The 14970-nt window shown below is 31.7% G+C and carries 15 protein-coding genes; 11 read left to right on the top strand and 4 right to left on the bottom strand.

Annotated elements, in window-relative coordinates; all coding sequences use genetic code 11:
• Positions 1 to 6: 6 nt before the first annotated feature.
• From OLM52_RS11525 to hemF, 5 genes are all read left to right on the top strand, one after another.
• On the top strand, positions 7 to 1749 hold the full coding sequence (locus OLM52_RS11525) for a TrkH family potassium uptake protein (RefSeq protein ID WP_264548659.1): 1743 nt from the start codon (positions 7 to 9) through the stop codon (positions 1747 to 1749).
• 10 nt (positions 1750 to 1759) lie between these two features.
• Complete coding sequence (locus OLM52_RS11520; protein ID WP_264548658.1) at positions 1760 to 2467, top strand: potassium channel family protein; 708 nt, start codon at positions 1760 to 1762, stop codon at positions 2465 to 2467.
• A 1-nt stretch (position 2468) separates the two neighbouring features.
• On the top strand, positions 2469 to 3128 hold the full coding sequence (locus tag OLM52_RS11515; RefSeq protein WP_264548657.1) for a uroporphyrinogen-III synthase: 660 nt from the start codon (positions 2469 to 2471) through the stop codon (positions 3126 to 3128).
• Positions 3129 to 3157: 29 nt separating this feature from the next.
• Positions 3158 to 4183 (top strand): uroporphyrinogen decarboxylase, encoded by a 1026-nt coding sequence (gene hemE / locus OLM52_RS11510; protein WP_153201084.1) that lies wholly within the window; start codon positions 3158 to 3160, stop codon positions 4181 to 4183.
• Between the two features lie 490 nt (positions 4184 to 4673).
• On the top strand, positions 4674 to 5576 hold the full coding sequence (hemF, locus tag OLM52_RS11505) for an oxygen-dependent coproporphyrinogen oxidase (RefSeq protein WP_264548656.1): 903 nt from the start codon (positions 4674 to 4676) through the stop codon (positions 5574 to 5576).
• A 48-nt stretch (positions 5577 to 5624) separates the two neighbouring features.
• Here the strand turns inward: hemF and OLM52_RS11500 are convergent, their stop codons facing one another.
• Positions 5625 to 7523 (bottom strand): DUF4836 family protein, encoded by a 1899-nt coding sequence (locus OLM52_RS11500; RefSeq protein ID WP_264548655.1) that lies wholly within the window; start codon positions 7521 to 7523, stop codon positions 5625 to 5627.
• Between the two features lie 6 nt (positions 7524 to 7529).
• The gene (locus tag OLM52_RS11495; RefSeq protein WP_264548654.1) at positions 7530 to 8162 is read right to left on the bottom strand and encodes a hypothetical protein; all 633 of its coding nucleotides are present in this window, start codon (positions 8160 to 8162) and stop codon (positions 7530 to 7532) included.
• A gap of 101 nt (positions 8163 to 8263) precedes the next feature.
• On the opposite strand from OLM52_RS11495, the gene hemB reads away from it, so the two are divergent.
• Together hemB and OLM52_RS11485 are read left to right on the top strand one after the other, a co-directional pair.
• Positions 8264 to 9259, top strand: coding sequence for a porphobilinogen synthase (gene hemB, locus OLM52_RS11490; RefSeq protein ID WP_264548653.1), 996 nt, complete (start codon positions 8264 to 8266; stop codon positions 9257 to 9259).
• 69 nt (positions 9260 to 9328) lie between these two features.
• On the top strand, positions 9329 to 9742 hold the full coding sequence (locus OLM52_RS11485) for a c-type cytochrome (RefSeq protein WP_264548652.1): 414 nt from the start codon (positions 9329 to 9331) through the stop codon (positions 9740 to 9742).
• Between the two features lie 4 nt (positions 9743 to 9746).
• Here OLM52_RS11485 and OLM52_RS11480 read toward each other — a convergent pair whose 3' ends face one another.
• Complete coding sequence (locus OLM52_RS11480) at positions 9747 to 10433, bottom strand: response regulator transcription factor (protein WP_264548651.1); 687 nt, start codon at positions 10431 to 10433, stop codon at positions 9747 to 9749.
• Positions 10426 to 11694 carry a sensor histidine kinase gene (locus OLM52_RS11475; RefSeq protein WP_264548650.1) on the bottom strand — a complete coding sequence of 423 codons (1269 nt, stop codon included), beginning with the start codon at positions 11692 to 11694 and terminating at the stop codon, positions 10426 to 10428. Before OLM52_RS11475 ends, OLM52_RS11480 begins: the two co-directional genes overlap by 8 nt.
• A 147-nt stretch (positions 11695 to 11841) precedes the next feature.
• On the opposite strand from OLM52_RS11475, the gene OLM52_RS11470 reads away from it, so the two are divergent.
• The 4 genes from OLM52_RS11470 (at position 11842) to OLM52_RS11455 (ending at position 14882) form a co-directional block, all read left to right on the top strand.
• On the top strand, positions 11842 to 12342 hold the full coding sequence (locus OLM52_RS11470) for a DUF1573 domain-containing protein (protein ID WP_264548649.1): 501 nt from the start codon (positions 11842 to 11844) through the stop codon (positions 12340 to 12342).
• A 74-nt stretch (positions 12343 to 12416) separates the two neighbouring features.
• On the top strand, positions 12417 to 12890 hold the full coding sequence (locus OLM52_RS11465) for a methylated-DNA--[protein]-cysteine S-methyltransferase (protein WP_264548648.1): 474 nt from the start codon (positions 12417 to 12419) through the stop codon (positions 12888 to 12890).
• 61 nt (positions 12891 to 12951) lie between these two features.
• On the top strand, positions 12952 to 14151 hold the full coding sequence (locus tag OLM52_RS11460) for a serine hydrolase domain-containing protein (protein ID WP_264548647.1): 1200 nt from the start codon (positions 12952 to 12954) through the stop codon (positions 14149 to 14151).
• A gap of 17 nt (positions 14152 to 14168) precedes the next feature.
• Positions 14169 to 14882 (top strand): 3'-5' exonuclease, encoded by a 714-nt coding sequence (locus OLM52_RS11455; protein WP_264548646.1) that lies wholly within the window; start codon positions 14169 to 14171, stop codon positions 14880 to 14882.
• Positions 14883 to 14970 lie beyond the last annotated feature (88 nt).

The raw sequence follows: 14970 nt of genomic DNA, 5'->3' as shown, positions 1-14970 counted from the left end.
TCCAAAATGGAGAAAGAATCATTACTCAATTATTTATATCGTTTTTTTGATATTATCGTATTACTTTTTATTGTTTTTGACTTTGGATATGATTTCGAAGAAAATTATAATTCTCCTCATGTTGTTGGCTTAATACTTCTTTCTATTGGCTTATTAGCATTTAATTCGTTTAAGTTTTTTACCTATAAATATAAAAGCAACAAAAAAGTAGCCTTGGCAAATATGATTTTGCTAACCGGAATTTTGTTAACTTGTTTTATAATTTCGATATTAAACTTTGACTTCCCTTCCTATTATATTCTTCAAAAAGTAAAACCTATTTTAGAAGGCGGACTTATATTTTATTTCTTGCTTAGACTTTTGGTTTTAGTGCGCCATATTTATGATATCTATTTCAATCCAGCAATTGTATTTGTTGGAAGTTTTATGATTTTAGCCTTAACAGGAGGGTTTTTATTAATGCTCCCAAGTGCAACCACAAACGGAATTACCTTTACCAACGCACTTTTTACTTCAACAAGTGCTGTTTGTGTCACAGGGTTGGCGGTTGTTGATACTTCTACAGCTTTTACACTTGTAGGACAATCTATTATTTTAGTTTTAATTCAATTAGGTGGAATCGGAATTTTGACTTTTACCTCATTCTTTGCATTCTTTTTTAGAGGAAGTTCTTCGTTTAAAGAAGGCTTAAATACTAAAGATTTTATTGCACACGATGGTATGAGAGATGTTTTTAGAGCCGCTCTTAATGTTGTTATTTTTACTTTAGCAGTTGAAGCTGTGGGGGCTGTTTTTGTTTATTCGTCTATTATGGACAATAATGCTGTTGACAATAAATTTTTCTTCGCAATATTCCACTCTATTTCGGCTTTTTGTAATGCTGGTTTTTCTATTTTATCGGCTGGATTATATGATGAAGCAATTCGTTTTGATTATTTCTTACAATGGATTATAATGACTTTAATTGTGTTAGGAGGTTTAGGCCACAACATTGTATTTAACTTTTATCAAAAAATTAAAACTCATGTAGTAGAGCTTTTTGATAAAACCATTATTCATAAAAAAGTTAGAATCATTACATTAAATACTCAAATTGTAATTTATACCACTTTAGTATTATTAATTGGTGGTTTTATTTTCTTATATATTTCAGAATACAATAACACCTTATTAGAACACCAAAGTACTTTTGGAAAAATTACAGCGGCTTCTTTTAATTCGGTAACACCAAGAACTGCAGGATTTAATGCCGTAGATTTTACTAAAATGAATGTTCCTTCATTGTTGTTCATCATCTTTTTAATGTGGATTGGTGGCTCACCCGCTTCTACTGCCGGTGGTATCAAAACCAGTACTTTTGCATTAGCAACTTTGAATATTTTTGCTGTTGCGAGTGGAAAAAGTAGAATTCAATTGTTTGGCAGAAGAATATCATCTGAATCTACCTCTCGTGCCTTTGCCATTTTGTGTATTTCATTAATAACAATTGGTGTTTCTATAGTTGCTTTACTTATTTTTGAACCAAAAGGAACACCTTTATTAACAGTTGCTTTTGAATGTTTTTCAGCATATAGTACTGTAGGATTAAGTTTAAATTTTACACCAACAGTAACTGAACCAAGTAAATACATTTTAATTGCTTGTATGTTTATTGGTCGTATAGGAATGCTCAACTTAATGGTTGGATTATTACGAAGATTGAACCATCAATTCTATGAATATCCAAAAGAAAATATATTAATTAACTAATCTACCAAAAATGAAAATTATAGTATTTGGTTTAGGAAACTTCGGAATGTCGCTTGCCATCAGCTTAACTGAAACAGGAAACGAAGTAATTGGTGTAGATAAAAACATCGAAAAAATTAATCTTATCAAGGATAAAATTTCACATGCAATTGCGTTAGATTCAACAAATGAATTGTCTTATGAAGCTTTACCATTAAAAGATGCCGATAAAGTTGTTGTAGCCATTGGAGAAAACGAAGGTGCTGCAATTATCACAACAGCGATTATTAAAAAACTAAGCGATGTAAAAATCATTAGTAGAGCTTTGTCACCCATACACGACACGGTTTTAGAGGCGATGGGAATTTATAGTATTATTCACCCAGAACAAGAATCGGCAGACCGATTAACCAAACAAATCAACTTTAAATCTACTTTAGAAAATTATCAATTAGATGATAATTATACAATTTCTGAGGTAAAAGCAAAACCAGAATTCTTTGGGAAAACATTAGCCGAATTAGATACTATCGATAAATATCATTTAACTTTAATTACCATTATCCGTAAGAGAGAAAAACGAAATTTAATTGGTAAAAAATCCATCATAAAAGAATCAGTTGGTCGTCCATTGCCTGAAACAATCATACAAGAAAATGATATTTTAGTAGTTTATGGAAACAATAAAGACATTGAAACGTATTGTTTAGGACAAGAAGAACATCAAATTAGAAGCTAAAATGAACCAAATTCTCTCTACAAAAAAACTTTCTAAAGCATTAAAAAAGAAGTTTTCTGATGCCAAAATTGAACTTGTAGAAAAGAATTTTATTCAAACCAAATCTGTTTCTTTTAAAACGCCTCAACTAAACAATTACCTAGTTTTTACAAGTAAAAAAGCTGTAAAAAGTGTATTAAAATCGGAAGTAACAAACGTTCATTCAATTTCTTGTTTGTGTGTAGGAAGCAAAACCAAAAATTTTCTAGAAAAAAACGGTTTCAAAGTCATTGAAAATGCTAATTATGCTGAAGATTTAATTCAAATAATTGATGCAAAATACAAAAGCAATTCGTTTACGTTTTTCTGTGGAAACATCAGAAAAAATACAATTCCAAATTATTTTCAGCAAAATAAAATCGCATACAACGAATTTGTCGTATATGAAACCAAACTAAAACCACACCAAATAAAAAAACCTTTTGATGGCGTTTTATTTTTTAGTCCGTCTGGAGTAAATAGTTTTTTGGAAAACAATTCATTAGATAATAAAACGTGTTTTTGCATTGGAACCACCACTGCCAAAGCATTAGAAAACAAAACAGAAAATATTGTAATTGCAGCACAACCAACAGTTGAAAATGTAATTACCGAAGTAATAAAATATTATAAACGCTTATAGCCTATTGCTTAAAGCATAAAGCATAAAAAATGATTAAGAACGATTTATTTTTAAGAGCATTAAAAGGAGAAACAGTTGAACGTCCACCCGTTTGGATGATGCGTCAAGCAGGAAGATATTTACCAGAATTTAGAGCTTTACGCGATAAATATGATTTTTTCACCCGTTGCGAAACTCCAGAATTAGCAGCTGAAATTACCGTGCAACCCATTCGTATTGTAAAACCAGATGCAGCAATTTTATTTTCGGATATTTTGGTAGTGCCAAGAGCGATGGGAATTCACGTAGAATTAAAAGACAATTTAGGTCCGATAATTCCAAATCCAATTCGTACTGCTGAACAAGTAAATCAGGTTTTTGTGCCGAATATTCACGAAACTTTAGGTTATGTGATGGATGCGGTAAAATTAACCAAAGAAATGTTGAACGACGAAGTGCCATTAATTGGTTTTGCTGGTTCGCCTTGGACAATTTTTTGTTATGCTGTGGAAGGAAAAGGTTCCAAAAGTTTTGATACGGCTAAAGGATTTTGCTTTTCAAACCCAGTAGCGGCTCACTTATTATTGCAAAAAATCACGGATACCACAATTTTATACTTAAAAGAAAAAGTAAAAGCAGGTTGTAATGCGATTCAGATTTTTGACTCTTGGGGCGGAATGCTTTCTCCTGTGGATTATCAAGAATTTTCATGGCAATACATCAATCAAATTGTTGAAGCTTTAGCCGAAGAAACGGAGGTTATCGTATTTGGAAAAGGGTGTTGGTTTGCCTTAAACGACATGGCAAAATCAAAAGCATCAGCTTTAGGAGTAGATTGGACATGTTCGCCAAGAAACGCCCGTTATTTAACAGGTGGTGACATTACTTTACAAGGGAATTTCGACCCAAGTCGTTTACTTTCTCCTATTCCAACCATCAAAAAAATGGTACATGAAATGATTGATGAATTCGGAAAAGACAAATACATAGTAAACTTAGGTCACGGTATTTTACCAAATATTCCTGTGGATCATGCTAAAGCGTTCGTTGAGGCAGTGAAGGAATATAAGAAGTAAAGATGTTTTAAAATGAAAGAAGATTTTATAAACAGTAACATCATTCAACCTGTTTTTTTGGGTTTTGGAATAGTTACTTTTATATTACTTTATTTTGATGTTGTTTTAAAAATCAATACTAGAAAACTTATAAATTCATCGCTATATATAATTAAATGCTCAGGAATTATTTATATAATGTTGTGGTGTACTTGTTTGTTTTTAGATAAAAGTTTAATTCATCGATTTAGTGGCAAATATTGGTTTAATGGATGGTTTTTAATGTTCACCTATCCCATATTAAGTCAATTATTTTGGATAAAAAAAGTAAGAAAATCTAATTTACTAATCTATATAATTTCAATACTTTTTATAATTTCTAATTTTATTTTTTCTGGAAAAATAATTTGCTTTGATGGCGATTGTGATATGGTAATATTCATATTGGAAATTCTAAAACAAATTGGTATTTATTTAATAATGCTTTTGTTGGTAACCTACTTGTTGAAAAATGAAAAATAAATTTTACACCTACATACAAACCCTGCAAGATCAAATCTGTAAAGGGTTAGAGAACATTGATGGCAGCACCAAATTTCGTGAAGACATTTGGGAACGACCAGAAGGTGGTGGCGGTCGCACCCGTGTTATTGAAAACGGAAACGTTTTTGAAAAAGGTGGTGTGAATATCTCAGCCGTTCATGGAAAATTACCTGATACCATGCAAAAGATGTTTGGTGTAGGAGAAGCCGATTTTTTCGCTTGCGGATTAAGTTTAGTAATTCATCCGAAAAATCCGATGGTGCCAACGGTTCATGCCAATTGGCGCTATTTTGAAATGTATGATGAAAATGGAAAAATCATTAATCAATGGTTTGGCGGCGGACAAGATTTAACTCCTTATTATTTGTTTGAAGAAGATGCCAAACATTTTCATCAAACTTGTAAAAATGCTTGCGACAAACATAACCCTGAATTTTATCCGAACTATAAAAAGAAATGCGACGAATACTTTTGGAACGCACATAGATTTGAAGCTCGTGGAATTGGCGGTTTGTTTTTCGATTACTTAAAAGCAACCGAGCAAATGTCGATGGAAGATTGGTTCAATTTCGTTTCAGAAGTTGGAAATTCTTTCTTACAAGCGTATGTTCCCATTGTGGAAAAAAGAAAAGATTTACCTTATACGGAGGCGCAACGCACATGGCAAGAAATTCGTCGTGGTCGTTATGTAGAATTCAATTTAGTTCATGATAAAGGCACCCTTTTCGGGCTAAAAACCAACGGAAGAATTGAAAGTATTTTGATGAGTTTACCACCACATGTACAATGGGTATATGACCATCATCCAGAACCAGGAAGTGAAGAAGAAAAATTGATCAAAGTATTAGCAAAACCTGTTGATTGGGTATAAAAAAACTCCGCTATTAAAAATAGCGGAGTTTTTTATTTTTTCCTTTGTCTAGTTTAAATAATCAACTAAATCCAACGTTTGTAAAATAATATTTTTATCTGAAAAGTTGGAATTCATTTCCATTTCAACTTTCATTTTATTCCCTTTTATTTTGTTTGAAGATTTGAATTCTATGTTTTTAAACTGATTGCTCACTTTTAGCATTTTTTCGGTGTCTTTCCCGAAATTTTCAGACATCAACATGCTTTTCATGAAACGTTGCATTTCGAAGTTGCCGTATAAATAATTCTTACTCAACTCTTTTTTAACTTGTTTAGAAAAATCTGATTTTGAACCATTATTCAAGTAATTTAATCCATTTGTAATTACAAAAACATCACCGTCTTTTAACAATGCTAATTTTCCAACTTCTGTAAATTCTTTTACAACATAATGATTACCTTCTTTTACTAATACATTTTTTCTTACGCCTAAATTCAATAATTTATCACCCATTGTTGGATGTGTTGATGTCATAATCATAGTGAAAATAGGTCTTGTTTTAGTCATGGTTTTTTCTTCCTTGACTTGGTTGTAATCTTCATCATACGAAATACCAGTGTATGTATACTCATACGGTTCCATACTATGTAAAAACATTGAAAAATCTCCATCAAAAAGCGTTGCTGTAGCCTCTTCATCAACAATTGTACTTACCAAGTCAGTAATGATTTCCGTATCTTGTTGATCAAATGGTAAATTTGCTAAAATTTGCTCCGTAATCTCTGGGTAACTTTTCAAAACCTGTTCGGTGCTTGAATGATATGACATATAAGCCAACGGCGTTTCTTTTGGAAAATAATTGTAACTATTTTTATTTGGTTTTCTATCAATTATTTTTCCCATAACTTTTGCTAACGATTCCGAATATTCAATCGTTTGCTCCATTCTTGCTTTGTCGTTTTCAAAATAAAAATCAACATTCATTCCTTTTACCACGTTTTTATAAGAAGCCGTGTTTTGATTTGGTGTAAATGTTCTAAACAAGTAATAAAATGAATTCATTTTGCCATAAACCGATTGATAATCCACCCACGAAGAAATATCGGCTTTTGTGTTAATTTTATCCGAAGAAGGAAATACAAAATCGTTATCAAACAAAAGGGCTACTTGTTCTTCTTGTTTTACTTGTTTTTCTCTTCGTTCTTGAATTACTTCATTTTCACGATCTGCTAACCATTTATTATAATATAAATCATCATCATAATCTGTTTCCTCATCGTCTTCCCAGTTTTCATCTGTAACAGCTTCTAGAGGCCTTTGTACCGGAGCGGGTGGCAAAACGATATCCTCAACCTCTTCAACCCCAACTTCTTCCACTTCAATTACTTCAATTGGTGCGTCTTCATATTCCTCTTCATAATATTCTTCATCGTATGCGACTGCTGCGCTATCAACTTCAGCACTATAGTCATAAGCATATTTTGGTTGCGCATAATTGTTTTCAACAAGGCCATAAACAATAAAATTATTGTTGTTCCAAGCTAAAGTATAGTCGTTGTTTTTTGGAGAATAAACACTATATTTTGAATGTATTTTAATTGCATCAACTATTGAATCTGTTGTATTTGTATTGATTTTATCAACTTTATTTTGAATAAAATTTGTCAATCCTTTTGCGTCTTTCAGCGGAAATGTCATTTGATAATACGCAATACTATCTGTGAAATTTCCATGAATTACAACTGGTTTTGATTGATTTATATATGAAATAAAATCGTTAAGCTTAAAATCTGAATTTTCTCTATTAAAACTTTTAAACGCTTTGTGATTGAACAACTCATCAATATTGACTTTTTTAGCAAATTGTGGTGTGTTAAATTGAATAAAATAGTCGTGCTCTTTTGAATTGTTTTGACTGAAAAGTAAGACTGGAAGGGCAAATAATAAATAAAAATACGTTCTCATATTAAATTAAGGATTAAAACTTATGGAATTATTCATCAGTTTATTGTTGTTTAAAACATTCCATATATTTTGTTTTAAAAACACTGTTTTTTTTGATTTTGAAAGTTTAGAATTCGGATTTTGAACTGTGGCAACATCTTTGTCAAAGGTATAAACTGCTGTAATATTTGCCTCAAGTAAATCTTCTTTTTTGTCTTCTTTTTTAGCTAAATCTTTTGGCAATGGATATGAAGCTATCCGTTCAAATCTTCCATTATTATTTTTAAAATGAACCAATGTGTTTTTCTTATCAATTGTGTTCAAAACTGCATTCAATGTTTCTATAGAATTGTATGAGAAATTAATTTTAAACACATAAGTATTAAAATCATACGAGGTAGAAATTTTTGAAGTCCCTTTTATTTTAGAGGCATCGGCTCTAAATTGCGCTAATTTTGATTTGATATCTTCTTCATTTGGAATGCTCACACCATCCACTTCTTCTAACAAAATAGCCGATTTAGTTTTCAGCCAAGAATTAGAAAAATCAATCACTAAGCTATAATCACCGCTTTGATTACTGTTGTGTTTAATTTTTTCAGTTATTTCAAAACAACTGGTTAGCAGGAGACAAATGCTTAAAATGAATAGCTTTTTCATAGGACAAAAATAGTATAAATTAACACAATACTATCAATTGTAAAAGAAAGAATTTCGGTAAAAATAACTAACTTTACGCTTTAATATTTGAAATACAAATTATGTTTCCATTACACAGAGGTAGAAGATTGCGCGTAAACGAATCCATAAGAAGTTTAGTTCGTGAAACCAGTTTAAGTCCGGCAGATTTTATGTTTCCTATGTTTATTGCTGAAGGCGAGAATTACAAATCTGAAATTTCGTCAATGCCTGGAATATTTCGTCGTTCAATAGATTTGACTGTTGAAGAAGTAAAAGAACTTTTTGCTTTGGGAATTCGTGCGGTGAATATTTATGTTAAAGTAGATGAATCATTAAAAGATAATACTGGTAAAGAAGCTTGGAATGATAATGGTTTGATGCAAAAAGCGATTCGTGCTATCAAAAAAGCTTGCCCTGAAATGATTGTAATGCCAGATGTAGCACTTGATCCTTACTCAATTTATGGTCATGATGGAATCATTGAAAACGGCGATATTGCTAATGATGCAACTAACGATGCTTTAGTAAAAATGGCCGTTTCTCACGCACAAGCTGGAGCCGATTTTGTTGCACCAAGTGACATGATGGACGGTCGTGTATTGCGTTTACGACAAGGTTTAGATGCTGCAGGTTTTCAAAATGTAGGAATTATGAGTTATTCGGCTAAATATGCTTCAGCGTTTTATGGCCCTTTTAGAGATGCTTTAGATAGTGCTCCAAAAGAAGCCGATGTAGCAGTGCCGAAAGACAAAAAAACGTATCAAATGGATTACGCCAATCGAATTGAAGCGGTTAAAGAAGCATTATGGGATGTAGAAGAAGGAGCAGATATGGTTATGGTAAAACCCGGAATTGCTTATTTAGATATTGTTAGAGAAGTTAAAAATGCAGTTGATGTTCCAGTAACGGTTTTTCATGTTTCGGGAGAATATGCCATGATTAAAGCGGCTGCCGAAAGAGGCTGGTTAGATCATGATAAAATTATGATGGAACAATTAATGTGTATTAAAAGAGCAGGTGCAAGTCTAATTTCAACCTATTTTGCCAAAGAAGCAGCTATTTTATTAAATAAGTAATGTGACATTTGTCACATTCTGAGTAAAATCGATAGTGTAATTTTATCGATATTTCTAAACTTTATAAACATGAAACTTATATTAAAATCGTTAGCCGTTTTTGCCTTAGCAATTACACTGACTAATTGTGGTGAAAAAAAAGAAACCGACAGCTACGGAAATCCTGTTGACAAAGATGCGACAGCGCAACCTGAAGCAACAGTTGATCCATTATTAGCAAAAGGACAAGAACTTTTTGAAGGAAAAGGAACGTGTGCAACTTGTCACAAAGCAGATGTTAAAGTCGTTGGGCCTTCAATTAAAGACATTGCTAAAATTTACAAAGAAAAAGGCGCAAGTATTGCTTCGTTTATTAATGGCAAAGGGGAACCTTTAGTAGATGCTTCTCAATATGAGATTATGAAAGCCAATTTTGTAATTACAAAAGCTATGTCTACTGAAGACCGAAAAGCATTAGAAGCTTACATGATGAGTTTAGAATAAACAATTACTCAACCACCAATTTAAAGCCCACGCGCGGAATATTTTCAATTCTAACGTGGGTTTCTTCTTTTATGATTTTTCGTAATCGAGAAATAAAAACATCCAAACTTCTGCCTAAAAAATAATCATCACTACCCCACAATTCCATCAGAATTTTTTCGCGTTTTAAAACGGTGTTTGGATTGTCTAAAAACAACTTAAGTAACGAAGCTTCTCTTTCAGTTAGCGTGATATTTTGGCTTTCATTCTTTAGTAAATAGTTCTCAGGTTCAAAATGAAAACTGCCAAAAGTATATTGTTTTTGGGTCGAATTATCGGTCGATTTTTGGCTTCGGTTTAAGAAAATTTCGATTTTTAAAATAAGTTCTTCTATCGAATACGGTTTTATTAAATAATCATCTGCACCCAGTTTCAAACCTTTAATTCGGTCTTCTTTCATGGTTTTCGCAGAAAGGAAAATAATCGGAATTTCTTGATTTCGTTTTCTAATTTCGGTTGCAATTTCAAAACCATCCATATCGGGCAACATGATATCCAAAACACACAAATCAAAAATTTCTTTGCAAAACAATTGAAAGGCCTCTTTGCCATTATTACAGTGCGAGACTTCAAAATGTTGCTCTAAATTATCGGCTGTTAAAAACGCTAAAGTTTCGTCGTCTTCTACATATAAAATGCGCTTTTTACTCATAATCGTTTTTATTTATTTGGATTGACACTGTGATGCCTTTATCTTCATTATTTTTAACAGAAACATTCCATTTATGCCATTCGCAAACGCGTTTAACATAGGATAATCCTATTCCAAAACCTTCAATATCTTTGTTGTCTTGACGCGCAACACGATAAAATTTATCAAACACAAAAGGCAAGTCATTTGGTGGAATTCCGATGCCTTTATCTGAAAAATTCAATTGTAATCCTTTAGTGTTTTCTTTGGATGTTATTTGGATGTTAACTTCACTTTCAGAATACTTAACAGCATTGTCAATAACATTATAAATTAAATTATAAAAATGAAATTCATCTGCCAGAACAAAATATTTTTTATGTAAACCTATCTCAATTTGAATGTCTTTTTGGTGTTTTAATTGAATATTCTCTTTAACCAACTCTAAGATAGCTTGTACATCAACCTGAGTTTTTTCTAACACAATTTGATTACTATCTGTTTTTGCCACATACAAAATCTTTTCAATGTGTTGATTTAACTTATTACTCTGATTGATAATGATTTGCATGTATTTTGACAATTTTGGATTGTCTTTTATTTCATTTTGGGAATTAGCGTAGTTTGAAGCAATTAAAATTGAAGCCAGTGGGGTTTTGAACTCATGCGTCATGTTGTTAATAAAATCTTTTTGCAAATCAGTATACCTTTTTTGTTGCAACATTAAGAAAACCGAATAGACATAGATAATAAGTACCAAAAATAAAACCGCAGTAAATGCCCAATATTGACTTAAACTTCTAAAATAACTTTGCTTAACATGTGGGAACCGAATAGCAAAATAATAGGTTAAATCGGTGTTCTTAGAAAAGCAATCTTCGCAAACACTTTCTTTTTTTCCATCAACCGCAACATAATTTCCATATACCATAGATTCTGAACTACAATCATAAATTGCATATTCAAAATCCAATTCTAATTTTACTTTTTCAAATTCTGTTTTTAAATAATGTTCTAAAATTTGATTTTCAAAAACATCATTTACATTAACAATAAAATAATTTTCACTGACTTTTTTTATTAAATTTGTAGTCGGCAATTCTGATTTATTGTCTCTATAGATGCGCTCCACCACATCTTGCAATGCAAAATGGATTTTATCTTCTACATCTTTTTTCTCAAAAATATAGGCTTGGTTAAGTAGAAACAATTGCATGATGATAACCCCTACAATAGCAAAAAAACCAATAAAAATAACTGTATTAAATCTATTAAACTTCATAATAGCAACGATATTACAAAAAAAAGAAGCGTAAAAAAGCACTGTTAACAAGTCATTAACAATCATTAAAATTTAATTAACAAGAACTTTTTTTTGTTTCTATAGCTTTGTAACACAAAATTAAAATAACTAAAAATAGTATAAGGTATGAAATCAATTAAATTATCAATCGTAGCGTTATTTATTGCTAGTGCTTCGTTTGCACAAGTTAAAGAGGCTAAAACCGAAACAGCAAAACCAGTTCAAGCTCCAGTTCAAGCAACTGTTACGCCAGCACCAGCTCCTAAACAATCTGTTATTAAATGGGATAAAGAAATTCATGATTTTGGTGATATTGAAAAAGGAAAACCAGTTACTTATGAGTTTTCGTTTACAAATACAACAAACGAAACTGTTTTGATTACAAACGTAAAACCAGCTTGTGGTTGTACTGCTGCTAATTACACAAAAACACCTATTAAACCAGGCGAAAAAGGAATGGTAGCCGCTACATTTAATGCTGCATCACCTGGTGGTTTTCAAAAATCAGTTACTATCTTAACAAAAGAAGGTAATATTGACGCATCAAAAACTGTTTCTTTTAAAGGAAAAGTAATTGATACAACTGCTCCAGCTACCACTGATAAAAAGACAGACATTAGATCATAAAAATATTATTAATTCAACTTTTGCATCTTATTAAACCACCTGAATAATCAGGTGGTTTTTTTTATATTTACAAAATGAAAACAGCAATTATAAAAACCCCTTTAGGATTTACAGAAATTTGTGGCGATGAAAAAGGCGTTTCAAAAATTCATGTACTAAATGAAGAAACTGAAACTTCTACAAAAATTCCTAAAGAGCTAAAAGATGCTGTTGTTCAACTTGATGATTATTTTAAAGGAAAAAGAACTAATTTTTCCTTTAAAATTAATCCATCAGGAACTGATTTTCAACAAAAAGTTTGGCAAGAATTATTAAATATTCCATACGGGAAAACGTGTTCTTATTTAGACCTTTCAAAAAAATTAGGCGATGTAAAAGCAATTCGCGCAGTTGCTTCTGCAAACGGTAAAAATCCTCTTTGGATTATAATTCCTTGCCATCGGGTCATAGGTTCTGATGGCTCATTAACGGGTTATGCAGGCGGTTTATGGCGAAAAAAATGGCTATTAGAACATGAAAATCCTGTGAAACAAGAAAGTTTGTTTTAGTTTTTTTAAAATCATTCTAACTTTTTGCTACTTTTATAACACAATCCTATAAAATTAGTAAATGAAATTCCTGTTGAAATTCCTAAAATGGTTCGCAATTATTTTTGCGTCGATTATCATTATTCTATACATTTTTGATGTTGATTATTTACTTCGCGCTGTAAAAACAATTTATTTTAAAGGATATACTACCGCTTTTTTAGAAGATTATAAAGAATTTCCGAATCGAGAAATTAAGAAAGGAACAGCTCAACCATGGGCAATTGCATCAGATTATAATTCGGTTCCCGCAACTCAAAATTTACAAAAAACGCATAAAGAATTACAATCAATAGCTTACATAATCATTAAAAATGATAGCATTTGGCACGAAAGTTATTTTGATGGATTTGATAAAAACTCCAAAACCAATTCATTTTCAATGGCAAAAAGCGTGGTTACAATGGCATTAGGAAAAGCCATTATGGAAGGAAAAATTAAAAGTTTAGACCAAAAAGTAACCGAGTTTTTTCCGGAGTTAAAAGGAAAATTTGCAAAAGAAGTAACCGTTGGTGATTTATCTTCAATGGCTTCTGGCTTAAGTTGGGACGAAAAATATTACAGTCCGTTTTCAATTGTAACCCGAGCTTATTTTGATGATGATTTAGATAAAGTAATTCTTGGATTAAACATCAATGAAAAACCTGGACAATCGTTCAAATATCTAAGTGGCGCTACCCAATTATTAGCCATGTGTATTGAAAAAGCTACTGGAGAATATTTATCCGATTATGTTTCAAAGCACTTTTGGCAACCAATGGGAGCCGAAAACGAAGCCCTTTGGCAATTAGATGAAGCACCTGATGGAATTGAAAAAGCCTATTGTTGTATCGCTAGCAACGCAAGAGATTTTGCGCGTTTTGGTAAATTATATTTGAATAATGGAAACTGGAACGGCAAACAATTATTGGATAGTGCTTTTGTAAAAAAATGCATTACACCTCGCTTTAATGAAACGCCACATTATGGGTATGGTTGGTGGATGAACAACTTTTTAGGCAAAGATTTGTATTACATGCGGGGTCATTTAGGGCAATTTGTAATTGTAATTCCTGAAGATGATTTAATTATTGTGCGATTAGGCCATTTAAAAGGTGTGCAAACAACTTATGATCCACACAGTGAAGATTTATATGTTTATGTGGAAGAAGCGTATGAAATGTTGGGAAAAAGAAAAAAAAAGCAAGAAAATAGAAAATACATTAACCTGAAACTAAATTAACTATAAACCATACAAAAATGATTGAGAAAATTAACTTAAACAACATTCTGTTTTTAGACATTGAAACCGTTCCAGAACACCAAAATTATGGTATTTTAGACGAAGAAACACGTTATTTATGGGAACACAAAACCCAATACCAACGCAAAGACGAAGTTTCTGGCGAAGATTTTTATGAACGTGCTGGAATTTGGGCCGAATTTGGAAAAATCATCACCATTTCTGTGGGTTATTTTGTGAACAAAGGCGATATCAGAAATTTCAGAGTAACCAGTTTTTGGGGTGATGAAAAGAAAATTTTGAATGATTTTTCGAACTTATTAAATACTCATTTCAACGGAGCGCAACACGTTTTATGTGGTCATAATGCCAAAGAATTTGACATTCCGTTTATTGCTCGACGTATGATTATCAACGGAATTGCTTTGCCAAACAAACTCAATTTATTCGGTAAAAAACCATGGGAAGTACCTCATTTAGATACTTTAGAATTATGGAAATTTGGCGATTATAAACATTTTACTTCTTTAAAATTGCTTACAAAAGTTTTAGGGATTCCATCGCCAAAAGATGATATCGACGGTAGCGAAGTAGCACACGTTTTCTATGTTGAAGATAATATTGATAGAATTATCACCTACTGCGAAAAAGATGTTATAGCTGTAGCCCAAATTTTTCTCCGACTACGAAGAGAAGATTTATTGATTGATGATGAAATTATTCACGTTTAAAGTATAAATTCCAATAAGAAAATTCCAAATTCCAAATTCCAAAATCTTGAAATTGAACTTGATTTTTGAACTTGAACTTGATTAACTA

This window comes from Flavobacterium sp. N2820 (assembly GCF_025947285.1).
GTDB lineage: Bacteria > Bacteroidota > Bacteroidia > Flavobacteriales > Flavobacteriaceae > Flavobacterium.
Note: the sequence above shows the minus strand (reverse complement) of the source record. Positions and strands in the feature narration are given on the sequence as shown.